Source organism: Treponema sp. OMZ 857 (assembly GCF_024181085.1).
Taxonomy (GTDB): Bacteria; Spirochaetota; Spirochaetia; order Treponematales; family Treponemataceae; genus Treponema.
Map to the genome: position 1 here is coordinate 526,312 of NZ_CP051147.1, position 22,998 is coordinate 549,309.

The following is a 22,998-nucleotide window of genomic DNA, read 5'->3' on the forward strand; positions in this document are numbered from 1 at the left end:
TATGCATATACATGCTTGACTGTTTTACTTATTATAACGGGAACAATTTCAATAGCTATTTTGCAATATAGGTTTATCAATTATTGTAGCTTCGGGCGTAAATAGGCGCTTTGTTCATTATTCCAAGGAAAGGATTAGAGTACAATGAAAAAGATAAAATATTTATCAATGCTTTGTATGTTTTTAGAATTACTCATTGCATGTTCAAACCAAGAAAAAAGAATAAAAGATTTATGGAAAGTGGAAGATACTATAAACTACCAAAATTTTACGGATGATGAAAATAAAAAAATAGAAAAACTTCTAAATGCTTTTTCTTTGGAAGAAAAAATAGATAAGTTAAATTGGAATAGTGGATACTCTCAACAATGTTATGTATTAAGAAAACTATATTTTGAAAAAATTATTCCAAGGGAAATCTTTCTGGATAGCTGTGCTTCTGTATACAAGCGATATGAAGCTAATCAAACTAATATTTCTTTTCATACTCTGGGATATGCAGTTTGTCTTTATTATTTGGGAGAAAGGAAGCAGGCTAATGAATTGTTTATAAAAATTTTAGATAAATCAGCTGAGAAATATTTTGCTCCAAAAAGGGATTACGAAATAATAGTGACTGTATGTAGTAGATTGCTGGGAATAGACAATGGTAATAATCTAAAGATAGACGAGTTCTTTTTCAATATGACCGATGATGATATAATTAATATATTTTGCGGAAATTAAAAATAAAATTTTTTTATAGAATTGATAATTATTTAATATTGAGTATATAGTTAGTTATGCCTGGTGTTATGGTTTTCCTTGGTGATAATTGAAAGAGAAAAAGAACGATACATCTACATGTCCTTTAAATAGTTCGTATAGCACTTATAAGTATGCTGATACTTATGGAGATTAACTATGTCAAGAAAACTGAATATTTTTATACTTATTTTGATAACAATTTTGTGTATGTTGTTTCTTAAAAATATAAAAAATAATCCAACACTTGTTATAAAACATGAAGAATGCAGTGGTATGATGAATTCTCTTGATTGTGATGTTTTGATAGAAAAGAAGATAGGAGACGAGTATATTCTTTATAAAGAATATACGATTTTTAAATTTGAGATATTAGGGGATAGTTTTAATTATACAAGAAAAGACCTATCTCTTGCAGGTGGGGAAAGAATTGTTTTGTCAATGCAACCAATGAAATATCGTATAAAGTGCGTAACTCCATTTGATAAACAAAATGGATATTTAAATAAAAAACATGATTGGATTTCTGATTATGTATATGTTGACTTTACGCATGATTCTATCGCAACAATAGTTATAAATCCAAAAATTGATGCATTTGGTTATTCTGGGGGATGGGAATTAAGCATTAGTTATAAGTAAGATGAGTATAGTTTTGCTTCTATGATATAGTGTGTGAAAATAATGATGATATTGCGCAGAATGATAGTACTTTGATTTTGGCGTAGGGGCAGGTTTACAAGTAACTTGGAAAAAGGAGAAAGAATGAATTCTGAAATAAAACTAAATTTGGTGGCATGTTTATGTATTTTAGTTGCAATTATCTTTGTAATTATGTTTGTTTTATTTGATAAAAAAATTGGAGGAAATGTTTTAAATCAAAAAAGTTATAAAACAGAAACTTCTTTTTTTATTGCAGATAAGAATGGAAATCAAAGAGAAGTCTCAGAAGAAATTTGGAATAAAAGTTATAAAATTACAATTGTAACTTTTATTTTTCTATCGCTTGCTATGATATGTTTATTATATTTGTTTTCAAGATATATATTTATTCCAACTATGAAAAAGAATTTACAAATATTGCTCTCTTTTTTTAGAAAAGTATGAATGTTATAAATATGCTGCAACTATTCAGTATCTAAAAACTAAGCTATAGAGCAGCATTCGAACGAATACGACACCTCCAATGGTCGTGCTTGCTCATGAATTAACACAGAGACTTCACTATGCGGCAGGTTCGGGAGATAATAGTCATGATTCTTATACGGAAAATGTATTAAGGAGATAATTAGAGCATTATGAAAGGCTCAATCATTAAATATATATGTATCATTCTATGGTGTTGGGTTACAGTGTCGATTCCCTGTTTCTCCGAAGAAACTTTTGAAAGGCAGTTGGAAAAAAATATTGAAAGGATAGGTATCGAAAATTATTATCTATTGGAAACTGTATATAGAGAACGACACGGTCCTGTACCCTTCATTGCTGTCTATTGTGATGGTGGATTTTATTCATTGTATGACACAGGATTGGAATATGAAAAGATAGGAAATAAACGGTATTTTTTTGATTATAAGGTTAATGATAGTATCAAGAAACTTTCGCCGGAGATAGCTGATAAAAATATGCCTCTCAATGATTTTATCAACACCTATTTAGCGAAAAATGAACATGATGAAAGCTATAGGATATCTGATTTTGGCTATGGTCCATTTTTATCGTCAGAAATGATGGAAACTATCTTGTTTGCCGCGCAGTATAGTTATGATTTTTTAATTTTAGCTGAGAACGGTTATGAACATGTGATAAAATTATATTTGCCGGATTCGTATGAATATGCTTTAAAATATTATGAGAAGATATACGGATTGAAGAAACAAAAGTAAAAACTTGCAAGTTTAAACGGTAATACTGCTTAACAATTGGCACGGATACCGTAGTTTTATATGATGGGGCGAATATGAATTACAATAGAATTAACGCTATAATAAGAATGGTCGTATGTAGTACGTTGTTAAATTAACTGCAAATGAATTGGGTTTAAGAATATATGACAACGGCATAAAAGAAGATGAGTCTCGTAAATTAATGGAGATAAAGATGCTAATTCTGAAATGATTCAAACAGATGGCTGTAAAATTAATACCGTAGGTGCTTTTAGATATCATATTCCACTAGAGGCTAGCCCGATAAATAAAGGAGAAAAGAACAAAGATATGAAAAGAAATCTTTTAATCGGTATGATTTTAGTGGAGACGATGATACTATTTTTACAAGGAGCACAATTACGAAGTTATATCGGTAAATGGAAGATTGACCGTATCTTTACTGTTAATGAAGACTATCATATTATCGGAAATTTAATAAAGAATGAAGCTTATGCATACATGGGAGTGATTATAGTATATGCAGCAATATAATGTAACTATTGAACGAAATCGAATTTTGAACGGTTATTCTAACAAACTCATAACTATTGCAAGAAAAAATAATATTAATTTAGATGATTTTTTTCAAAATTATAAAGGAATAGAAGGTTATACTGTGAGTATGAAAACTATGTATTCTATATCACTTTGTATAAAGCAAGTGCGTGAAGTATCAATAAATTGCTATGGGTTTGACATAGGTATTTTTGATATAGATTGCTATTCATTTTCTTCAATATACAATGAAATAATTTTTTCATCTCACAATTGTTTTTCAGCATATAAAAATCGACTGAATAGTTCTTTCCTTTTCTCAACATATTCTGATGCTTTTGATTTTTTACAGTATCATAAAAAAATAGATGATAGCATGCATGATGTTGAACATACTGAGTTGCTGAGTATTTATAGGGTGCTAAAACCGAATTAGAAAGAATAACTAATTTGAAGAAAAGGTGAATGGTATTCTCCCGGTTGTATAATAAAAATAACCCCTAAAGATGCAAATATTATCGGTGAGATAGAATTCAATGGTATCTTATGATATACCATATACACATGCTGGTATAAAAACTTATTACCTCTGGAGGTGTAAAAGTGGAAGAAATCAGTAAGATATGTGAGTGATGAAGCTGGAAATTTGACTGAAATATCTAAAGTTCATAGGTTTTGCAGTTTGATCATTTTGATTGTTGTGTTTAGATAGCTTACTTTTTATATATCTTATGTGTAAATATCTGCTATTGTAAAGTTGTGCGGTTTTTTGAACGATTGAGCAGAAAAGCGATGCCTTTTGGGAAGAGGCGGAGTAGATACAAGGAGAAAGAAGAATAAATAATATGCATGATGGAGGAGTTATAATATTAATTATAGTTGGATTAATTACATCTTTGCAGTTTGTTGTACGTTTCATAATTGAACCATTCGTAAAGAGTAAAGACGGAGAAAAAAATAAATATAGTAAAATAAAAATTTTATTAAGCATTTTTTATTGTATATTTTTCTTGGTTTTATTATTTCTGGATTTACAAGGATTCTTTGAATATAAATAGCAAAAAATATAAAAATTAATGGTATTACTAAATCGGTTATAAAACCAATTAATGAATTTTATTTTTTTTGATAACTTGAAAGAAGAACCGGAAACTCTAATTTTAGATTTTAATCAGGATTAATGCACAGCAAGAATTAAATAAGCTTTTAGACTACATACGAACCAATCATATCACAAAAATAAGTACGTTTTGGGGCTGTTCCTAATATTTGTGTGTTTTCGCATTGTATTAAGAGTACACAAAAAAGTTATAAATATAAGCGGGTTTAATCCGGAACTTTAGAGGTGGGCATGGAAAAATATTTTTTATCTTCAGATGAAAATAAACAATTGGAATATGTAAGAGAATGTGAGTATATACGATATGTAAAATTTTCAACAGGGAAATTAGCAGTGATTGCAAAAATTAGTGAGCCTGTGCAATGGAAAGATGAAAAAGGGTTTCATGGATCTGATTATGTTATTATTACATCACGACATGAGGGGTATGATATAAAGAACATAACATACTTTCCAACTTTTGTGTATGTAACTGTTTTAAAAAATAAAGATTATGATTTGATTGAAGAAATAGTAGCAGATGATTTAATTACAATTGGAAGAGGAGAATTATATAAAACTTATGATAGAGCAAAAAATCATATATTTGATTAATTTCTTTAATATATTAATTTAAAAATAGGATCCTGTTGGGAAGATGCAAAAAAGATGTACTGAAGTAATGAGATTTTTGGGGAAAGTAAAATTTACGTTAGCAGAAGAAAAGTTAAAGGATTGTGAATTGTCAGCTGGGGCAATGCTGCCTGATTCTTATTCTGATGGACATAGGGGGAGATTCGCAAATGAAGAATATAAATCACTTGATTAAAGGTGGTGTTCTTTTTCTGCTCTTTTTTACACAAACGCTTTATGCCGACATATCTTTTGATAAAGATAATAATATGTATTATGAGAGCCTGAAAAACAACTATCGAATAGAGGATTTATATATACAAAATAATACGTATTATATGAAAGTTAAAGATAAGTGGTTAGTCTTTTACGAAGGTAGGTTGATAGGTGAGTTTAATTATACAAGCCTCGTTGTAACAAAGAACGGTCTATTGGGAAAAAATAATACGTATACATTATTATCGAATGATTTAAAAGTATTACAAGATAATTTACTGTGGGCAAGTATAAACGATAACGGGATTATAATAAAAGAGAAGAATAAAGAGTTGTTGGCGATATCTCCTGATGGTTCAAAAAAGACTTTAAAGGGGTATGATTATGCAGAAATGTGTTCTAATGGGTTCTATATTGCATGGAATGTTACAAGATTAATACCGCGATGGTTTTTATTAAATACTAAAGGTAAAATGATTGCATCAACTGATGAAAACATAATAGAATTTGATGGAAAATTTTTTATTAAGAAGGATAATAAAATTATAGTGATAGAAAACTATAAAAAGAAAGTTCTTGATGAAAAATATAGTGATTTTATGGAGGGGAGAGAATATATATTTTTATTTAATAACGGTACAAAAAGATGGGAGGTGCATGACAGTAACCTTAATTATGTGCTTGAAATAGATTTACCAAATATTTCAACTAGTATGGTTTGTCATAATATTTTTTTAATATATGATAGGCAAGCAGAGATATTGATAATGTATAAAATTGATACGCATACATCGATGATAATTGATGACTATCGAATAGGAGAAGACTATTTATTTATAAAATACGAGAATGCTTGGAAGAGAATTTATTAGTATTATTAAGTGTTATAATATTGATATTTATAGAAATATTATTTCATTTCATGTATTGGAGTAGTAAAATGGCATTAGTTCATAATTTTTTTGTTATTTCTGATTTACGTGATGTTACTAATAAAATTAACAATCAATTGGATCTAAACTGTATGTCAGAACGGTATAAGCATGTCTCAATTCATGATGATATCATTATTTTTATTTTTAAAACTTTGAAATGGTTTAAATCAGAAAATGATACTAAAACGAAGGCAACGAAAGGTCTTTTTTATTATGGTATTAGTCTAATAGAATCTGATAATTTGAGTACTTTTCTTCACATAGTTGTCTTATGGAAAGAATTGTTCAAATTAGCTCCTGAGACGGATGTAATACCGGAATCTGGTTTTAGTAAAAAAGAAATTATATCACAAATTGAAAATTTAATTAGACTATTAGAATATGCAACTAAGAGTAATAAAATTGTTTTGCATTTGGGAATCTGAAATATTTAGAGTATTAGTTCTGTACAGAAAAATTTTGAAGATCATTTTAAAAGGGAGCTTCTAAAAACTGAAAAGGCGGAAGAAGAGAATGAATAGGCGGACTGCTCGGATTTGTTTTTATATTGCTTTAGTAACATGTTTTATTATAATTATATTGTATATAATTGGATATAGAGGAACTTATATTTTGTATTATCTCCTCGGCACTATTGCTGGTGCAGGAATGTTTCCAACTTGTTATTTAGATTTCAAAAATGACTGTAACAACGATGACGTATCTCCTTCTAATATAAAAGGATTACTAGCAGCTATCTTTATTTTTTTGATTTGCTTTTTTATGCTAATCAAGGCATTGATTGGATAAATCCCCTTTCAGTGAGAACAGCTGATTTTTTTAAATTTAGTGATTCATCGATTCAAAGCCAAGGAGGACGTCGATGACCTTAAAACGAAAGCTCATTTTCAGTGTAGTCTTTATTTTTATTGCGCACATCGCGTGTGGACAAATTTTACAAGTTGCCGATAAAAAAGGAGATTGGACAGTTAGTATCTATGAATATGACAAGGCGTATACTACCATTGAAGCAGTTAATCTGAGAAATAGAAAGAATATAAAAATTGAAGGAATTACGAGGCTTAATCCTCGTATGTATTGGCTTAATGAAGATATACTAAGAATTGACTTTGGTAGTCCTGTTGCACCGGATATGTCATCATATTTCTTTTCTACCAAGTATGAAAAATTTTCAAATCATATTTTTTTTGCAACAAATTTTGTAGATTTGAATAACGAATTGGTTCTCTGTGCAGATACTACTATTTCGATAGTAGATATATTTAATGGTGGAAAAAGTACTATACTCATACTACCGCATGATATTTTTCGTGCTGGATGTTATTGGTTCTGTATAGGGAAAAAAACTAAATTTGATAATAAGGTTTTATTTTTAGAATATTTGGTTGAAGGGAACAATATAGATACATATAAAATAAAAAAATATGAAATTCCTAAGGAAAATATTGAATAATGACAAAAATAATGTGTATTTAGCAATTTTAACTAAAACAATCAGGGACTGTCGGAATGATAAAAAATAAAATTTTAATAACTCTTGTGATTTTTTCTTTCCTATTCCTATTAACGTCTTGTAAATCAAAGGAAGAAATAAGTATTATATCGCAAATACAAAAGAATGGTTTTGTTGATTTATCAATTTATTGTGAGAAATTCGATAAAATTATACTTTATGATGAGGGAAAATATTATTATGATAATAATAAAGACGAATGGATTGGCCAGAAAATATATTATTTTTTCGATGGAAAGGTTGAAAAAGTTATTAATATACGTTCTTGTCCTGCTGATGTTCCGTATGGTACTATTATTTATTTTTATCCCTATGCGGATGGAAAAATTATTTTAAGTAAAGGCGAGACTATATTTTATCTTACACAGATAGAGAAATATAAAACAGGAAAACTGCTAAGGCTTGAAAATCAAAAAAAAGACATACAAATATGGTCGCTTGATTAGATGCGGCTTTCTAAATGATGGTTAATGAAATGCAGAAATCGCCGGAAAAGAAAATATATTCCGAAGCGATTTCATTAGTCTTATTGTTGATCGATTGGGATTAGCGTTCGATTACCGTTCCGTCAGTACCAATATTCAGTATCTCATTCACCGAATTTATTAAAGTAGCCTTGAATAAAAATGATCGGTGTCCCTTTATCACCGCTGCCGGAGGTAAGGTCGCACAGCGAACCGATTAAGTCGGTTAATTGACGAGGGGTCGTTCCTTGGGCTTCTTTTTGATCAATTTGTGACGAACAGGCATTTTTCTTATGCTCGCTGATGTAGGTAACCATTGCTTGGTACTGTTCTTTATCGGACAAATCCTTAAAGTTGTTGTCTGCAAGGTATTTCAGCTTTACCTCATGCGGTGTGCCGGATAATTCTGCGGTAAAGCCCGGAGACACAACAGGATCGGCAAGCTCCCAAATCTTTCCGACAGGGTCTTTAAAAGCTCCGTCTCCGTATACCATCACTTCAACCGTTTTGCCGGTTTTTTCTTTAAGCATCAGTTGAATTTTTTCTACCAATGTTTGGCAATCATTCGGAAAGAGCTTGACGGAATCTTCCGTTGCCTTATTCGAACCGAGTAGACCGTATGCACTGTTGTATCCGCTGCCGTTAACCGGCCGCGAAAGTACATCGTCAAGCCCGTACACACAAACTGCCCCGCGCTCTTTTAATCGCCGTTTTGTATTTGCCCGTGTGTGGATATCGCAGACAAGCACGTGTTTTGTTGCGGAAAGAACAGCGCACGGATCATTTGCCAATAGGATAGAAGATTGTGCATTGTATTTTTTGATGATTGAGTTATAAAAAGAGATATAATCGATACCCGTAAACGGGTGTTTATATGCCCCGAAGCGCTGCGTAAACTCCTCAGCTGTAAAAGTATCCTGCCAAGGATTTACCGCCTCCGCTTTACCCGTATCAGGATCCATCAGCCGGTTTCCAACCTCGTCGGAAGGATAGCTTAGTACAAGTGTCAGTCTGTTTCCTGCCTTTGCGATACCCTCCAAACAGATTGCAAAACGGTTTCTGCTTAGGATAGGAAATACCAAACCGATATGTTCGCTGCCGAATTTTTCACGTATATCGGCGGCAATCTGGTCGGTAGAAGCGTAATTGCCTTGAGCCCGGGCAACAACAGATTCCGTTACGGCGAGGATATCCCGATCGTGAATGGAAAAGCCTTCCGTTTCCGCCACCGACAAGAGCGTATCAACCGCTATTGCGGCAATATCATCTCCGGCATGTACAATGGGTGCTATCAATCCCCGCGAAACCGTTCCGACCTTCTGAGGCATAATCTCTCTCCTTAGGATACTCCTGAGCGCACTCGGTTATTGAGGGTATCCTTCCGTTTTATTTTAACCGGGCGGCAGCCGTTTCGGCTTTTGCCCTGCTTGGATATAACTCTACACAAGAGCGTTGCAGCCAGCCATCCGTAAGGTGTACCCACAGTTCGCTCTCCGAGTCTCTCGATACGAATTGCGTCCCTGTTACTTCGTATATTTCTTTCCGCCGAGCATGGTTGACAATGATACCGTTTGCCCCTGGACTATCTTTTAATGAGATATAGGTTTCGACAATAACGGCAAACCGGTCGGCATCATTTACGGCTGAATCAGGCGGCAGTATGATAGAATCCAGTGTTGCACGATTAGTACAGGAGAATAAGGCCAAACAGGAAAAAAGGCACAACACAACAATGCGGCATACCGCGCCCAAGCCGCTTCGTATCACATTTTTCACAATTATCACTGATAAAATTTTCGGAGCTCGGGAATAAACAGCGCATCTGACGGAACTATCGGAATATTCTGCATCTCCTCAATCGAAAACCATTTTAATTCGGAGTGTACCGAAGAAACACACGTTTGATTTTCCGGAATGATTACTTCGTATGCAAAAAGATCAAAATTACGGTGTTCATTTTGAAAATGTTTACGCGCAATAAACCGCCCGACGGATACGCGGACGGCAAGCTCTTCTTCATACTCGCGGATTAATGTCTGCTCGTGCGTTTCGCCTGCTTCACACTTTCCTCCCGGAAATTCCCAATGCTCTCCGACATCTCCGCCGGGGGTGCGCAAGCCAAGCAAAAATCTGTTATCCTTTCGGACGATACCTACTACCGATTGGCGCATAGGCTATAAGAACAGTACCTGCGAAAAAAGCAGGTGAGTAACACCGGCAAACAGGCAGAAGAAACCTATCGGCTGTTCAAAGCTAAGAATACGGGTCAAGAATAGCGGCAGTGTCAGCTGATTTTCGGAGGCTTTAATCCAACGGTCAAAGAATACAACGCTGCCGAGGAGTCCCGAAAGCGCAGGGATAATATCGCCGACCAACGGGGTATTTCCTGTAACGGGGCTGAGAAGTTTAAATACGGCCGAAATGCCTGAAAAAATCAGCAACACCAGCAAAAACGTCGGATCGTTGAGGAGAGGATATTTAATGCTGAAATCCTCTTTGTCTTTTGCTGAAAGGAGTAAAATTCCCCCCATCATAAGATTGGTGGTGACGGAAAGAAAATAGAATGGTAACATATATGTGCCCCCCGTAACGCATGATAAGCGCTTTTAATAGAATATCGTATTTATAAAAAAAAAGCAATTCATACCTACGCATTCATCGGTACAGAACACATCATAATCAAGGGCTTGACCTAAAATGGAATTTCCTTCATAATCGCATTGTTGCCTTTGGGGGTGTAGCTCAGTTGGCTAGAGCGCTTGCATGGCATGCAAGAGGTCAGGGGTTCAATTCCCCTCACCTCCAAATAAAATCAACAACCCCGACGCAGAGCAGCGGGGTGTTAAACCCTCCACACAAATAAAAAGAAGGTAGGCAGAGAACCGCGTATGGATATATCAAATCTTGATCCTGATCTTGCAGCCTTATTGGAAGATATTCCTGTAGCGCCTTCTCCTTCTGCCCCATCGCTTGACCTGTTTGGTGATATCGGTGACGATATTCTTCTATCTGCTTCACCGGAAGCGTCCGGCGGTTCGGAACCGAGTCCTGCCCGTGTTGATCTTACCGTTAAAGCTTTTCCTAAAATCGAACATTTTTATAATGAAACTCCTCATACCTATTTCGATTCGGCAGATTTTTATAAGAAAGTCTTAAAGAATTGCGGCGAGGCTTCCCAGCGTTTGCATAATACACTTACCAAATATCTTACCACACGCGATCAAAAAGACCGTACCGTGTATCGGCAACAGCTCGTCACAAATTATTGGCAGTTTATTTCCGTGCTTGTGTTAAAGTTACCGACAGATGAATCTGCAATCGAAAAAAAATATGCGTTACGGTACGGACTCATTTTGCCGACGCTTTTAACCGCTGAACAAAAAGATACGTTTGCAAAGATTATCGATGAAAATTCCTACAATGAACCCGTTTATTACCTTGATGAATGGTTTCATGATATTGCCGTCGGATTGATTAATCCTTCTTCCACTGATGAGGTACGGACAAAACAAAAGAACATTTCAACTCATTTTCAGCAACTGCTCAATAAGGCGCAGGGTAAATTGCAAAGTGCGGAAAATTTACTCCGTGCAAAATCGGATGAACGCTCCAGTGCGGAAGAACTGCTCAAAAATCAAGTCCATGAGTTGTTTGTGCATGACAGTCTTGCGGGTTTTGCAGGGATAAAAGAGCCGTTTACCGAAATACAGAAGCGCAATGTGAGCGATCTGAGCGATGGCATTCGGCGGATTCTTGCGCTGGATAAAGAATTGACCAACTTCTTGAATGAATATCGCCGAGTCGATGAAGATGTCCGCTTGTTAAAAGAAAAAATCGAGGTGAGCGGCGACGGGGAGTTGAATGTCTCCGATGTAAATACGGAGCTGGAAACCGTCCGGCAAATGGTTAAGATGACCTGCGGACGGCAGGGTAATCACTTCCCTATTTTATCGCGTGAATTCTTCCGATGTACACCGAACGAAATCGGTATTAGAGAAAACGTATTGGAGATTATGCGCTGGATTGAAAGCATTGACTGCGAAGCGTATTGCCGCCAGTACCGCTCTCAGCTGAATAGAATCCCTCCGTTCGTGGTGCTTATTCCTTCTTACGGTGATATCGGTTTTTGCTGGGAACCCTTTGACCGGTATAACCGCGTAACCAGCCGCGGGCGTATTGCCATTCCGATGTATACAAAAAATTTGAAAAATGCACTGCTAACGGCTACAGCCGACCTTCGATGGCAGGTTGCAAAGGAAAAGGCTTCATACTATTGGATGGAAGAAGGTTTAACCGGTAATTACTATCAATGGTTCCAAGCTCAAAAATTGAAAGGCGACGTAAAAGAATACTTTATTGAAGACTACCTCATCTGGATGACTAAAGAAAGCGAAGGAATACAGAAGCTCGATAAAGAAGTACGCAACGTATTCTGGCGTTATATGCCGTTCAGCAAGGCTGTTAAGGAAGAGCTGAAAACCCGCGCACCTATTTATCAAGAGCTGTGCCAAAAAGATTTAAACCGCCAGATGTCCGACGGTTATTAATCCCTGTTTTGACTGCTTATTTTTTGTTATTTAATCCGTACTTATTCATTATTTTCTTCATGATCTTACCGTAAAAGAAAAACGATAATAGAATACCGGCAATAACCGAGAAAGGCAGTGCCGCTAAAATACTTTCATTTACAAATTTTGCCAGCAAGATAATGATTGCAGCACATACTGCGCTGCATCCGGCGATAAGTACGAGCGTTACCAATGTTCCGATAACTAAAAAAAGAATAATATTCCGCATTTATTCCCCGTCTTTTGACGCAGCCGGAGTTTTACTTTTGCCTTTCCATTCTTGTATGAAAAGTGCAATAAATAAACCTGCCCCGCATATCACAATAGCGGAATCTGCGACATTAAATGTCGGCCAGCGTTCCAAACCGAAAAGACCGAAAAATTTAACATCGATAAAGTCCACAACACCTTCCGCCCTAAAAAAACGATCGAGTAAATTGCTTATTCCGCCGCCGATAATACCGCTTAAAAACCAGCGCTGCAGCCGTGGAAATTCCGATTTAAAATAGACTACGCAGATACCGGCAATAAAGCAGGCAGGGATGCAGGCCATTACGATAAAACGCATAACGGACGAAAGTCCGCTTCCGAGACTGAACGCCGCTCCGGTATTGTAAACACAGACAATCCGTATGAGGTCTCCGAAAAAAGAAGCCCCCACAGACCACGGAGCAATCGATGTAATAATCAGCCATTTGGTTAATTGATCAAATGCAATAACCGCAAAGGTTAGTATCAGCGGTAAAAAGTAATCTCGTTTGTTTTTGATATTCATCGGCACAGTATAGTGGAATTTTTCCGAAAGGTCTACAAACTTTATCGGAATAGAGAAAAAGCCGATACATAATAAGGAAGGTTGTTATGATTTGTATCTATTTTGAAATTCCTTATGAACGGCAGCTTTTGAGAATTGCTCCGTTTGAAATACAAAAATTATTGAATACCATCGCGGAATCGGCCGAAGCCAACGGGGCATCATCATTTAAAGTTGCCTGTGCCTCAATTTACCGCTTTAGCAGCCATGAAGTTGCTCCGGTGTTTTCCGCTAATTTATTTTTGCAGAATTTAGCCGATTTACTGCGTGTCTATAAAAGGCGGGTGGTAGATTACCGAATTATTATCGATTGCTGTGAAGAAACGGATTCTGAGGATGTTATTGCAGATCATTTTGCCGCTTACAGGAGTGTGCTTGTGCCGAGCCGCAGTTTTTTTGCTTCCGCGCAAGCAGAACGGCTTTTAAAATCCTATATCCGGTTTGAATATGTGCCTAAAGTTAAACTTTACTACAGTGCGGATTTTATCGTACCGAAAACAGATCACACCGAAACGGCGGAATCCCAGTGCTGTATCTACCTCTCGAATACCGGTACGTGGATACATGCGCTGTATCATTTTATGCTGACCCATCCTCTGACGGAGCACGCGGTAAAGGCCGCACTTTCAAAAGATGAACAAGCGCAATACGAGAACGCAAAACATGTGCAGTATTATTTCCGCCGGAACCGGTTTTGTTCAAATTATCCCGATTATTTTATTGACGCATTTTTATTATATACACGCCTCTATTTTCAGGTCTTTGTAAAAAGTTATCATACTACCGAATTAACGGTTATATATACCGAAAAAAATGCGGAGGCGGCGAATCATCTCATCGGTGTACTCCCCATTACCGCTCATTCAAAGCTTATGCCGGAAAAATCGATGGCATTTGACGGCTTATCGGTTGATTTTTTGCAACTTGCGTATCTTACGATATGTGCTTCTGTGTTTATCTTTGACGATGAAATGCCGGAATTTTTTCTTTCGCTGCATAAAAGCGCTCCGTTTATTACGAGTTTGTATGAATGGATGTATGCAGTCGGTATTACCGAAGTAAAAAACGATATATACTCGGTAACCCCATACGCTGTCGAGCGATTGGAGCAGCAGCTTGGAACAGCAAAGAATAAGGCGAAACAGTATATAGCCGATTTCCTATGGGATAAATATAAAAAGGGAATGTTATGTCCCGATGAAAACCTGAAAGATATTTTTGGCGCGCTTCAATTTATTCCGGAAGATCAATTTATGCTGCATTATTTCTTCCACAAGTACTCGGATAAGGAAATACCTCAGATTGATATCAGTCCCTTTAAGTCTACGGTTTTTTTCCCCGCTCTCGAAAGCTATCAAAAAGCATTAAAAATCAGTAAACAAAAAAATATTAACGAAGCGGTTTATGCGGTAAAAAAAGCGGTCAGCTCCGTTCAAGCGCATACCTTTCCTGCAGGTGAATATCGTGCGCTTTCCTGTGTGGCCTTTCTGCATTTGTCTCAAAATAAAATAGAGGACGCCATAACATATTTTCAATATGCGCTTGATATTGCCGAAGCGCTGAACGACAGCAGTTTTATATGTGAGGCATTGTTTAACCTCAGTATCAGTTGCTTTTTACAGAATAGTTTACATACTGCCGAAAATTTTCTCGGCCGGCTCTTAGAGGATGCAGAGCGTTATTTTGAACAGCCTAAAAAAATACCGTGCTTGTTTATGCAGGGGAGAGTCGCATTGCAATTAGGTGATTACGGCAAAGCGGAGCTTTTATTTCAAGAGGCGGAAAAAGCAGCTTCGAAGCACTTCCAAGAATGGGCGCCCCTTTGTAGGATTTGGTATGCAAGAGCATTATCCCAAAAGGGACAAACAAGCAAGGCGCAGCCGATCTTTATTGCAAACCTCGATAAGTCTCCCGATGCCCGTTTGTTTTTGATTGAATCATTTTTATTTGCTCCTATTCTTCGCGATGAACGTGCGCAGATACAAGTGAGTCCCGAAACATTTACCGCTGTGCTTGAGCCGTACCAAAGCGGTTTTGTACTTGCAGAGGAATTGGTCTGGGGGCATCTATACGGTAAACCGGCAATGCAAATATGCTACGCCGCTCTTGACAGCTATTACCGCTTTAGACTTGCTGCGAACTCATTGGAAGAATCTGCGTCGGCATATTTGCAAAAACTTGAGGACACTGCACGGGATGCGCTTAAAAATCATGATATGTATGCTTCGATATATTCGTATCTTTGCTACGATGCAATTCTCCGCCAAGAGGGAAATACATCCGATACCGCAAACGGATATTTAAGCCGTTCGTTTAAAGCGCTGCAAAACTGTATGGATACGATGACGGAGAATACGGTACGTGATAAGTTTATTTTTCGTAATGTGTGGAACGCCAAACTCTATGCTGCGGCGCAAAAGAATAAATTGATTTAAAATTGCCGCTTTTGCAAATTGAAATATGTTACGGAGCTTCCGTCTGCGGAGTCTGCGCTTCCTCTTCGGCTTTGCAGGCAGGGCAAAGTCCGGTAAGTTCTATGCTGTGTGATGTCATGGTAAAACCCGTTTCCGATAAGATCTGATTTTCCAAATCGTGCAGCGGACAGACGGCAATGTCAGCCGAAGCCTTGCACTTACTGCACACAATTCTGTGGTGATGTTCTGTTCCCTGTTGAGAGGCAATCTGAAAATAGGCTTTGCCGTTGGGATGCATACTTTTTGTTATAAAACCGGATTCGGCAAGTGTATGCATTGTTCGATATACCGTCGACAAGTCGATTTGCAGATCTGCCCCGCAGGCTTCATGCAGCTCTTCGACGGAGAAAGCCTTATCCTTATCTTGAGATAAAATACTGATGATTAAGTTCCGTGCTTTTGTTTTGCGCAACTTTTTTGTAACGAGCGGGTTTTCCATACTTTTTGTGTCCTACGCACTATCTATTCGATAGTTCGATTATATCGGAGAATGTTTTTTTTTGAAAGGGTAAAAACTCAGTGTACCAAAAACTCAGCGTTCAGACAGCCGTATAAGACAGATAGATCGAATATCGCAGAAAAAAGAAGCTGTTGAAAATAATCCGATGTGTTCGATGCCCTTCTATTGGCGGATGTGCTTTTTTTTTGTATATTTATCCAAAATATGTGATGATTCGTGCAGAAGATTTTAATACTCCGGTGCTTTGTGCTGTGATAAAGAGTATGAGCGCCGGATGCAACCACCTTATGTTTAAGAGGATCGCGTATGAAGCTTTACAGTAGAAAACAACTTATTTTTTCTGCAGCCGTTATCGGCTGTTTTATTGCACTTGCCGCTTATGGGATGGGCTTCTATTTGGGGCACGGAACAAAAACGCCGCAGGGGGATGCCGTAGCCGAGCTTGAAGCATTGGCGGAAAGTAATGCCGCCCTCACACAACAGAGCGGGGGGCACATTGACGGCGTAGAAAATGCCGGTGACGGGAGCGTGTCTGTCTTAGAAGCAGCGGGGCAAACAAGCCCTTACCTGACAACTGCTGCGGAACCGGCGAGTCGTTACACCGCAGAAGAAAAGCAAAATATTTCGGTGTACGAAAATACCAACGATGCGGTTGTTAACATCACCACGGAAACGGTCGGGATAAACTGGTTCCTTGAACCGATTCCGCAGGAAGGCGGTTCCGGTTCGGGGTCGATAATCGACAGCCGCGGATACATCCTGACCAACACGCACGTTATCGAGGATGCAACAAAAATATTCGTATCCCTTTCGGACGGCAGCCAGTACAATGCAAAGGTTATCGGGGTAGACCGCGAAAACGATCTTGCCGTGCTTAAATTCGACCCGCCCGCAAACACGCAGCTTACGACGATAAAATTCGGCGATTCAGATGGGCTCAAGGTAGGGCAGCGGGTACTCGCAATCGGGAACCCCTTCGGCTTAACACGGACGTTGACGGTCGGTATTGTGTCCGCCCTCGGCCGCCCGATTCAAACCGATAAAAACGTCATTATCAAAAATATGATTCAAACCGACACGGCAATCAATCCCGGTAATTCGGGCGGGCCGCTCCTCGATTCCGATGGTAAGATGATCGGCATTAATACGATGATCTATTCTACGTCGGGCAGTTCGGCAGGGGTCGGCTTTGCGGTGCCTATCAACACGGCGAAACGGGTTGTATCCGAAATTATCAAGTACGGAAAGGTTCGGCGTGCGTCCATCGATGCGGAGCTGGTACAGCTGAACGCTTCGATTGCAAACTATGCGGGGCTGTCGGTGCAGCGCGGTTTGCTGGTTTCCCGTGTTAAAAAGGACAGCAATGCCGAAAAGGCGGGACTCCGCGGCGGAGCGAATGCCGTCCGTTACGGTATCGGGAAGCGCGCTGCGGTTATCTACCTCGGCGGCGACATCATCACCCAAATCGCCGGTCAGACTGTCAGCAACCTCAGCGAATACTACGCTGTTTTGGAAGATAAAAAACCGAATGAGAGTATCGCCGTAACGGTGCTCCGCGGAAATAAGACCGTAAAATTGACGCTTACCCTTTCCGAACGGAACGATGAATAGGTAACGAAGAAAAATGGCAAAAAAGAAAGCCGGCGGACGGATATTCCGGTGCAGCTCCTGCGGGTACAGCCAGCCGAAATGGCTCGGACGTTGTCCGAGCTGCGGCGAATGGAATACCTTTGAGGAGCAGTTCCAAGAAGCGGACTTTACCCCCGGCTTTGCTTCAAGCGCCGCAGCCGTGCGGCAAACGGACGAAGCGCATCCCATTCCGCTTGAACAGGTGGAGGTACACGATACTGTCCGCATTACAACCGGCATTTCGGAATTTGACAGAGTGCTCGGCGGCGGTGCGGTAAAGCGTTCGGCGGTATTGATCGGAGGCGAACCCGGTATCGGAAAGTCGACATTGCTCTTGCAAGCGGCAGCAGCCGGAGCGGTAGGGCAGCGGACGCTTTATGTGTCCGGAGAAGAGTCCGCCGGTCAGATACGCGGCAGGGCTGACCGGCTCGGTGTTCCGCTCAAAAATATCGAACTGCTCTGCACCAATTCGGTGGAAAATATCGAAAAAGTATTAAATAATCTCAATCCTCTTATCGTCATTATCGATTCGGTACAAACGCTTTTTTCTCCGCAGGCGGGAACTATCCCGGGCACGATCAATCAGCTCAAATACTGCGCCAACGAATTGGTGCAATGGGTAAAGGAGCGGGATGCTGTGCTCTTTCTTACCGCTCATGTAACAAAGGAAGGTGTTATCGCAGGGCCGAAGGTTCTGGAACACATGGTTGATACCGTTATCTCTTTTGAGCGGAACGAAGATGATGTGCGGTTTCTCCGCGCTCTTAAAAACCGCTTCGGTTCGGTGGATGAGCTGGGAATTTTCAGGATGGATGAAAAAGGCTTGGCCGCCGTACAGGATCCCGCCGCGCTGTTTATTATTCAGCGGCAAGGTGAACTGCCTGCCGGGTCTGCAACCGTACCGGTGTTTGAAGGCAGCCGCGTATTTATGGTAGAAATTCAGGCGCTTACGGTTCCCGCTAAGGGCACGATGACGCGCGTATTCTCCGATAAGATAGATTCCGCACGGGTCAGCCGTGTCGCCGCCGTACTGGAAAAACGGATAGGCTTGCGGTTCTCCGATCAAGATATTTATATTAATGTCGCCGGCGGTATCCGGCTGCGGGAACCGGCTATCGATTTGGCTTTGGCGCTTGCGCTCTACTCTGCGCGGACGGATATCCCCGCGCGTAAAAACGAAGCATTTATCGGAGAGCTTAGTCTTGCCGGTGAGATCAGACCGGTGCGCCGCTTAAAGCCGCTGATTAAAACCGCGCAAAGCCTCGGCTTTACCCAACTCTATGTCCCGGCAGCTTCCAGCGACGGCGATGATCCCGAACCTGCAATGCAAGGCATTGCCCGCGTAGAAAACCTCGCCGAAACAATCAAACGCGCGTTCGGCGCGGGGAAGTAAAGGCCTCTTGTGTTCTGCTGTGACTGTGTGGAATCACTGCCATTCATGGAGAATATGGTAAGACTGCCTGATGCGTTCACCCTGGCGGCGGTTATAGCAACTTATGCTTAAATTTGCTATAACCGTGTTGATTAGAAATGCCCAAGGAGCTATTTATGCTTGCAGTAAAAGGAATTATTCGTGGCAATATGGTCGTTTTGGATGCAGCGGCTGTTCGGGAATATCAAGGTAAAACAGCCCTGGTAACCATTATTGATGATATTGCTATATCTGAAAAAACTATTGGCGTAAACCTTGACATGTTTGTTAAACCGACCGAAAGAGGAAAAAATGCGGATATTTATCTAAAGGAACTGAGAAATGGCGATCGGGTATAACAAAATCTTTGTTGACACCGCAATTTTTATCTATTTTAAAATTACCTCAGCTCAAAAACCATCTCTATTTGCGCGTCAAAGAGAATCTTTCCGATTGGAGCGCCGCCTGACTCCGAAGTGCCTCCAGCTGTCTGCGCGTATGCAACTCGATTTTGCACAGCGATATTGTATCCCTTTCCATTCCAATCGGAATAAGTGGGAGCTTCCGAAATGCGGATAATTTTACCGAGTGAAGGTTTATGATTGCCGCTTGATGCCGCTTTGCATAGAAGCTGCGCTTTTTCTTCCGCAGCTTTTACAGCATTGCGCCGTGCCTCATCCTTGTATTTTTTAACGTCTTTTGTAGAAAATCGGACATCGTTAATCCGGTCGATACCGTTATTCACTAAATCCGTTAAGAACGGTTCATAATTATCCAAGTTTGTAATCACTGCTGAAATATTCTGAGTAATTTCATAATAGAGGAATTTAGGCGTATCAGCATTGTAAGAGTATTGGGGATGAATGGTAAGGTTTTCCGCTGTAACGTCTTTTTGTTCGATGCCGTACTGGTTGAATAGTGTATTCGTTTTTTGCATCGCCGTATCGTGGTACTGCTTTGCTGCGGTAAGGTCATTTGCCTGCGAAACAACCGAAAAAGAGATCATTGCTTCATCGGGTGAAACGTACACGGTTGCTTTGCCAACGACGCTGATGCAATGTTCTTGCGCGACGTTTTTTTCAGTACAAGCCGTACTTAGCAGTACAGTGCAAACAGTAATTAATGATAAAATAATTGAACGGATGTATTTGTTCATAGGATCTCCTAACTAAGATAATCGAATCAGGACTGCCTGATATGTGTTGCATTATATCACAATCTTTCCACTATATAAATGAAGAAAGCCGTGCTATAATCAATTATGTTTTCTAAGAAAGCATTATCTGAACGGGATACCATCAATAGAACAGTAGGGGCGATTGCCCGCGGAGAAAACCGTCTCCTGCTTGTTATGGCAACGGGAACCGGTAAAACGTATACGGCATTTCAGATTATCTATCGCCTTTGGAAATCAAAAATAAAAAAGAGAATTTTGTATTTAGCTGACAGAAACAACCTTATAACGCAAACTAAAAAAGGTGACTTTAAGCATTTCAAGGATAAATGCCATATTATCAAACAGAAGAAAATCGATACATCGTATGAAATCTACCTTGCCTTGTATCAGGGACTGACCAATTATGATGACGAGGCGGATGCTTACAAAAATTTCAGTCCAAACTTCTTTGACCTTATCATTGTAGATGAGTGCCATCGCGGTTCGGTTGATGCTGATAAAGCGTGGCATAAAATCTTACAGTATTTCAGTTCAGCAACACAGATTGGTATGACCGCTACGCCGAAAGAGACAGAGAATCTGTCGAATATAGAATATTTTGGAGAGCCGATTTATACCTATTCGTTAAAACAAGGAATTGATGACGGCTTTTTGGCTCCATACAAAGTGCTTCGCGTTGGAATGAATGTCGATTCGTGCGGAGGGTTTCATACCCCGGCGCTCTGCGCCGTAATAAAGGGGATGAAAGCCGACTGCAACCACCTTATAAGAACAACACCCCCGATGCTCTGCGTCAGGAGTGTTGATTTGGAAGGCTATCGCCCTGAACGCGGGAAGACAGATGTAAATGGAGAAATAATAGAAGACCGCCTCTACAATAGAAAAGACTTTGACCGAAGCATTGTTATCGATGAGCGGACTGATGTAGTTGCTAAAAAGATTATGGAATATCTGAATAATTCAGAGCCGATGGCAAAGACCATTGTCTTTTGTGTCGATATAGAACATGCAGAGCGAATGCGTCAGGCGCTGTTACGATACGCTGCTCCGGAAATTACCGGAAAATCTGATACCTATATTGTCCGTATTACCGGTGATGATCCTGTTGCAAAGGGGTATCTTGAAGATTTTATAAACCCGGAAGCACCGTTCCCAGTGATTGCGACCACTTCAAAACTGATGAGTACCGGTACCGATGCACCGGCTCTTACCCGTAAGGAACGGGTTGAAAATATCCGTAAAAGAAATTATTGGGCAAAGTACGGTGAAAATGCACGCCGCGTCTTAAACGCCTTGCTCGATAAATATGCAGAAACAGGTATAGAAAATATTGAAGAGATGCAGGTGCTTACGATAGAGCCTCTGAAAAATCTGGGAACACCGGCAGAAATTGTAAAAATATTCGGCGGAAAAGAGAAGTATCTGGCTGCACTCAAGGAACTTGAGAATGAAATATATGCGGCGTAAGATACTGCACGAATAAGATATAAGGAACAAGATGGATAAAATATCGATTAGATTTTTTAATGATACGGAAGTTCGCGCCGTTTGGGATGAAGAACACTCCAAATGGTGGTTTAGTGTGCTTGATATCATCGGTGTTCTAAATGAACAGCATGAATACGAAAAGAACCGTAACTACTGGAAATATTTAAAAGCAAAACTGAAAAAAGAAAATCCTCAGTTGGTTAGTGCTGCTACCCAACTGAAATTAACTGCTGCCGATGGGAAAAAATATAAATCGGATGTAATGGATTACAATCAAGTAATAGAGCTTGCAAAAAATTTTCCGAACAATAAATCAGTGCCGTTTATCCAGTGGTTTACCTATTCTGAAGAAACAATAGACGCAAAAAGTAAAACAAAAGCATACGCACTCTTTGAAAGTTCATTGCTGGACAGTATTGAAGTTGGCACGATACAGGGATTACAGCAGATTCATGCCTATCTTTTTGGAGGGCTCTATGATTTTGCCGGTAAAATAAGAACCGTGAATATTTCAAAAGGCGGTTTTCAGTTTGCGGCAGCAGAGTTCCTTGAGCAAAATCTTGCCGGAATAGAGAAAATGCCTGATGCAACGTTTGAACAGATCGTAGAAAAATATGTCGAGATGAATATCGCCCATCCTTTCCGTGAAGGTAACGGGAGAACAACAAGGATATGGCTGGATTTAATCCTCAAGCATACATTAAAAAAGTGCATCGATTGGAGCAAAATCAATAAAAGAGAATATCTGGAAGCTATGGCGGAAAGCGTAATCGACTCAGGCAAAATAAAGGTTTTGCTGCAAAATGCTCTGACGGACAAAATCAATGACCGTGAAATGTTTATGAAAGGGATTGATTATTCCTATTATTACGAAGAAGCGGAGTAATATGCACCATTTTCTGAATATTTGGTACATAGCTTTGCTATATATCCCAAAAAGGAGTATACTT

At 39.1% G+C, this 22,998-nt stretch carries 25 protein-coding genes, 1 tRNA gene and 1 pseudogene; 19 read left to right on the forward strand and 8 right to left on the reverse strand.

The features are described from left to right. Window positions 1-144 precede the first annotated feature (144 nt). The 11 genes from E4N66_RS02355 to E4N66_RS02405 all read left to right on the forward strand — a co-directional run bounded on the left by E4N66_RS02355 (window position 145) and on the right by E4N66_RS02405 (window position 8,009). Window positions 145-726 (forward strand): hypothetical protein, encoded by a 582-nt coding sequence (locus tag E4N66_RS02355; RefSeq protein WP_253728824.1) that lies wholly within the window; start codon window positions 145-147, stop codon window positions 724-726. Between the two features lie 177 nt (window positions 727-903). Beyond that, window positions 904-1,386, forward strand: coding sequence for a hypothetical protein (locus tag E4N66_RS02360; protein WP_044015071.1), 483 nt, complete (start codon window positions 904-906; stop codon window positions 1,384-1,386). A gap of 123 nt (window positions 1,387-1,509) precedes the next feature. Further along, window positions 1,510-1,851: a hypothetical protein gene (locus tag E4N66_RS02365; protein ID WP_253728825.1), complete on the forward strand. Its 342-nt coding sequence runs from the start codon at window positions 1,510-1,512 to the stop codon at window positions 1,849-1,851. 191 nt (window positions 1,852-2,042) lie between these two features. Further along, a complete protein-coding gene (locus E4N66_RS02370; protein WP_253728826.1) occupies window positions 2,043-2,630 on the forward strand; it encodes a hypothetical protein in 588 nt (195 codons plus the stop codon). Between the two features lie 228 nt (window positions 2,631-2,858). Next, the gene (locus E4N66_RS02375; RefSeq protein WP_253728827.1) at window positions 2,859-3,164 is read left to right on the forward strand and encodes a hypothetical protein; all 306 of its coding nucleotides are present in this window, start codon (window positions 2,859-2,861) and stop codon (window positions 3,162-3,164) included. Next, entirely contained in the window at window positions 3,151-3,603 is a 453-nt protein-coding gene (locus E4N66_RS02380) for a hypothetical protein (RefSeq protein ID WP_253728828.1), read from the forward strand. The genes E4N66_RS02375 and E4N66_RS02380 overlap by 14 nt, the downstream gene beginning before the upstream one ends. Before the next feature lie 915 nt (window positions 3,604-4,518). Further along, complete coding sequence (locus tag E4N66_RS02385; protein WP_253728829.1) at window positions 4,519-4,881, forward strand: hypothetical protein; 363 nt, start codon at window positions 4,519-4,521, stop codon at window positions 4,879-4,881. A 188-nt stretch (window positions 4,882-5,069) separates the two neighbouring features. After that, window positions 5,070-5,987, forward strand: coding sequence for a hypothetical protein (locus E4N66_RS02390; protein WP_253728830.1), 918 nt, complete (start codon window positions 5,070-5,072; stop codon window positions 5,985-5,987). 68 nt (window positions 5,988-6,055) lie between these two features. Further along, window positions 6,056-6,475, forward strand: a complete 420-nt coding sequence (locus E4N66_RS02395) for a hypothetical protein (RefSeq protein ID WP_253728831.1) — start codon at window positions 6,056-6,058, stop codon at window positions 6,473-6,475. A gap of 437 nt (window positions 6,476-6,912) precedes the next feature. Further along, entirely contained in the window at window positions 6,913-7,503 is a 591-nt protein-coding gene (locus tag E4N66_RS02400) for a hypothetical protein (RefSeq protein ID WP_044015087.1), read from the forward strand. A 56-nt stretch (window positions 7,504-7,559) separates the two neighbouring features. Then, window positions 7,560-8,009, forward strand: a complete 450-nt coding sequence (locus tag E4N66_RS02405; protein ID WP_253728832.1) for a hypothetical protein — start codon at window positions 7,560-7,562, stop codon at window positions 8,007-8,009. A gap of 143 nt (window positions 8,010-8,152) precedes the next feature. On the opposite strand, the gene E4N66_RS02410 is transcribed toward E4N66_RS02405, so the two are convergent. The 4 genes from E4N66_RS02410 to E4N66_RS02425 are packed head-to-tail and all read right to left on the reverse strand — an operon-like array spanning window position 8,153 to window position 10,600. Then, window positions 8,153-9,355: a coenzyme F420-0:L-glutamate ligase gene (locus E4N66_RS02410; protein WP_253728833.1), complete on the reverse strand. Its 1,203-nt coding sequence runs from the start codon at window positions 9,353-9,355 to the stop codon at window positions 8,153-8,155. Between the two features lie 58 nt (window positions 9,356-9,413). Then, a complete protein-coding gene (locus E4N66_RS02415; RefSeq protein WP_253672986.1) occupies window positions 9,414-9,803 on the reverse strand; it encodes a class II glutamine amidotransferase domain-containing protein in 390 nt (129 codons plus the stop codon). Window positions 9,804-9,808: 5 nt separating this feature from the next. Beyond that, on the reverse strand, window positions 9,809-10,153 hold the full coding sequence (locus E4N66_RS02420; RefSeq protein ID WP_253728834.1) for an NUDIX domain-containing protein: 345 nt from the start codon (window positions 10,151-10,153) through the stop codon (window positions 9,809-9,811). A gap of 48 nt (window positions 10,154-10,201) precedes the next feature. Continuing rightward, window positions 10,202-10,600 (reverse strand): hypothetical protein, encoded by a 399-nt coding sequence (locus E4N66_RS02425; protein ID WP_253728835.1) that lies wholly within the window; start codon window positions 10,598-10,600, stop codon window positions 10,202-10,204. Window positions 10,601-10,758: 158 nt separating this feature from the next. Here E4N66_RS02425 and E4N66_RS02430 point away from each other — a divergent pair. Both E4N66_RS02430 and E4N66_RS02435 read left to right on the forward strand, forming a co-directional pair. Beyond that, window positions 10,759-10,832, forward strand: a tRNA-Ala gene (locus E4N66_RS02430). 83 nt (window positions 10,833-10,915) lie between these two features. Next, window positions 10,916-12,574, forward strand: coding sequence for a hypothetical protein (locus E4N66_RS02435; RefSeq protein ID WP_253728836.1), 1,659 nt, complete (start codon window positions 10,916-10,918; stop codon window positions 12,572-12,574). Window positions 12,575-12,590: 16 nt separating this feature from the next. On the opposite strand, the gene E4N66_RS02440 is transcribed toward E4N66_RS02435, so the two are convergent. Together E4N66_RS02440 and lspA are read right to left on the reverse strand one after the other, a co-directional pair. After that, window positions 12,591-12,824, reverse strand: a complete 234-nt coding sequence (locus E4N66_RS02440; protein WP_044015098.1) for a hypothetical protein — start codon at window positions 12,822-12,824, stop codon at window positions 12,591-12,593. Then, window positions 12,825-13,370, reverse strand: coding sequence for a signal peptidase II (lspA, locus tag E4N66_RS02445; protein WP_253728837.1), 546 nt, complete (start codon window positions 13,368-13,370; stop codon window positions 12,825-12,827). Between the two features lie 86 nt (window positions 13,371-13,456). On the opposite strand from lspA, the gene E4N66_RS02450 reads away from it, so the two are divergent. Continuing rightward, complete coding sequence (locus E4N66_RS02450; protein WP_253728838.1) at window positions 13,457-15,844, forward strand: tetratricopeptide repeat protein; 2,388 nt, start codon at window positions 13,457-13,459, stop codon at window positions 15,842-15,844. A 28-nt stretch (window positions 15,845-15,872) separates the two neighbouring features. On the opposite strand, the gene E4N66_RS02455 is transcribed toward E4N66_RS02450, so the two are convergent. After that, window positions 15,873-16,322 (reverse strand): Fur family transcriptional regulator, encoded by a 450-nt coding sequence (locus tag E4N66_RS02455; protein WP_044015101.1) that lies wholly within the window; start codon window positions 16,320-16,322, stop codon window positions 15,873-15,875. A gap of 327 nt (window positions 16,323-16,649) precedes the next feature. Between E4N66_RS02455 and E4N66_RS02460 the strand changes: the two genes are divergently transcribed. The 3 genes from E4N66_RS02460 to E4N66_RS02470 all read left to right on the forward strand — a co-directional run bounded on the left by E4N66_RS02460 (window position 16,650) and on the right by E4N66_RS02470 (window position 19,742). Next, window positions 16,650-17,954, forward strand: a complete 1,305-nt coding sequence (locus tag E4N66_RS02460; protein ID WP_253728839.1) for a S1C family serine protease — start codon at window positions 16,650-16,652, stop codon at window positions 17,952-17,954. A 13-nt stretch (window positions 17,955-17,967) separates the two neighbouring features. After that, window positions 17,968-19,365, forward strand: coding sequence for a DNA repair protein RadA (radA, locus tag E4N66_RS02465; RefSeq protein ID WP_253728840.1), 1,398 nt, complete (start codon window positions 17,968-17,970; stop codon window positions 19,363-19,365). Window positions 19,366-19,520: 155 nt separating this feature from the next. Beyond that, window positions 19,521-19,742 carry a hypothetical protein gene (locus E4N66_RS02470; protein ID WP_253728841.1) on the forward strand — a complete coding sequence of 74 codons (222 nt, stop codon included), beginning with the start codon at window positions 19,521-19,523 and terminating at the stop codon, window positions 19,740-19,742. 41 nt (window positions 19,743-19,783) lie between these two features. Here the strand turns inward: E4N66_RS02470 and E4N66_RS02475 are convergent, their stop codons facing one another. Beyond that, entirely contained in the window at window positions 19,784-20,539 is a 756-nt protein-coding gene (locus E4N66_RS02475; protein WP_253728842.1) for an SIMPL domain-containing protein, read from the reverse strand. Window positions 20,540-20,680: 141 nt separating this feature from the next. Here E4N66_RS02475 and E4N66_RS02480 point away from each other — a divergent pair. After that, window positions 20,681-22,027 (forward strand): annotated as a pseudogene (locus E4N66_RS02480) (DEAD/DEAH box helicase family protein); the annotation flags it as partial. A 31-nt stretch (window positions 22,028-22,058) separates the two neighbouring features. Then, on the forward strand, window positions 22,059-22,934 hold the full coding sequence (fic, locus tag E4N66_RS02485; protein WP_253728844.1) for a protein adenylyltransferase Fic: 876 nt from the start codon (window positions 22,059-22,061) through the stop codon (window positions 22,932-22,934). Window positions 22,935-22,998 lie beyond the last annotated feature (64 nt).

Bases quoted from the DNA above. Each gene is read 5' to 3' on its own strand.
- E4N66_RS02425 (WP_253728835.1), bottom strand. From the start codon at position 10,600: ATGTTACCATTCTATTTTCTTTCCGTCACCACCAATCTTATGATGGGG.
- fic (WP_253728844.1), top strand. From the start codon at position 22,059: ATGGATAAAATATCGATTAGATTTTTTAATGATACGGAAGTTCGCGCC.
- E4N66_RS02375 (WP_253728827.1), top strand. From the start codon at position 2,859: ATGATTCAAACAGATGGCTGTAAAATTAATACCGTAGGTGCTTTTAGA.
- E4N66_RS02440 (WP_044015098.1), bottom strand. From the start codon at position 12,824: ATGCGGAATATTATTCTTTTTTTAGTTATCGGAACATTGGTAACGCTC.
- E4N66_RS02405 (WP_253728832.1), top strand. From the start codon at position 7,560: ATGATAAAAAATAAAATTTTAATAACTCTTGTGATTTTTTCTTTCCTA.
- E4N66_RS02390 (WP_253728830.1), top strand. From the start codon at position 5,070: ATGAAGAATATAAATCACTTGATTAAAGGTGGTGTTCTTTTTCTGCTC.
- E4N66_RS02410 (WP_253728833.1), bottom strand. From the start codon at position 9,355: ATGCCTCAGAAGGTCGGAACGGTTTCGCGGGGATTGATAGCACCCATT.
- E4N66_RS02475 (WP_253728842.1), bottom strand. From the start codon at position 20,539: ATGAACAAATACATCCGTTCAATTATTTTATCATTAATTACTGTTTGC.
- lspA (WP_253728837.1), bottom strand. From the start codon at position 13,370: ATGAATATCAAAAACAAACGAGATTACTTTTTACCGCTGATACTAACC.
- radA (WP_253728840.1), top strand. From the start codon at position 17,968: ATGGCAAAAAAGAAAGCCGGCGGACGGATATTCCGGTGCAGCTCCTGC.
- E4N66_RS02460 (WP_253728839.1), top strand. From the start codon at position 16,650: ATGAAGCTTTACAGTAGAAAACAACTTATTTTTTCTGCAGCCGTTATC.
- E4N66_RS02455 (WP_044015101.1), bottom strand. From the start codon at position 16,322: ATGGAAAACCCGCTCGTTACAAAAAAGTTGCGCAAAACAAAAGCACGG.
- E4N66_RS02395 (WP_253728831.1), top strand. From the start codon at position 6,056: ATGGCATTAGTTCATAATTTTTTTGTTATTTCTGATTTACGTGATGTT.
- E4N66_RS02470 (WP_253728841.1), top strand. From the start codon at position 19,521: ATGCTTGCAGTAAAAGGAATTATTCGTGGCAATATGGTCGTTTTGGAT.
- E4N66_RS02360 (WP_044015071.1), top strand. From the start codon at position 904: ATGTCAAGAAAACTGAATATTTTTATACTTATTTTGATAACAATTTTG.
- E4N66_RS02400 (WP_044015087.1), top strand. From the start codon at position 6,913: ATGACCTTAAAACGAAAGCTCATTTTCAGTGTAGTCTTTATTTTTATT.
- E4N66_RS02385 (WP_253728829.1), top strand. From the start codon at position 4,519: ATGGAAAAATATTTTTTATCTTCAGATGAAAATAAACAATTGGAATAT.
- E4N66_RS02380 (WP_253728828.1), top strand. From the start codon at position 3,151: ATGCAGCAATATAATGTAACTATTGAACGAAATCGAATTTTGAACGGT.
- E4N66_RS02435 (WP_253728836.1), top strand. From the start codon at position 10,916: ATGGATATATCAAATCTTGATCCTGATCTTGCAGCCTTATTGGAAGAT.
- E4N66_RS02370 (WP_253728826.1), top strand. From the start codon at position 2,043: ATGAAAGGCTCAATCATTAAATATATATGTATCATTCTATGGTGTTGG.
- E4N66_RS02365 (WP_253728825.1), top strand. From the start codon at position 1,510: ATGAATTCTGAAATAAAACTAAATTTGGTGGCATGTTTATGTATTTTA.
- E4N66_RS02450 (WP_253728838.1), top strand. From the start codon at position 13,457: ATGATTTGTATCTATTTTGAAATTCCTTATGAACGGCAGCTTTTGAGA.
- E4N66_RS02355 (WP_253728824.1), top strand. From the start codon at position 145: ATGAAAAAGATAAAATATTTATCAATGCTTTGTATGTTTTTAGAATTA.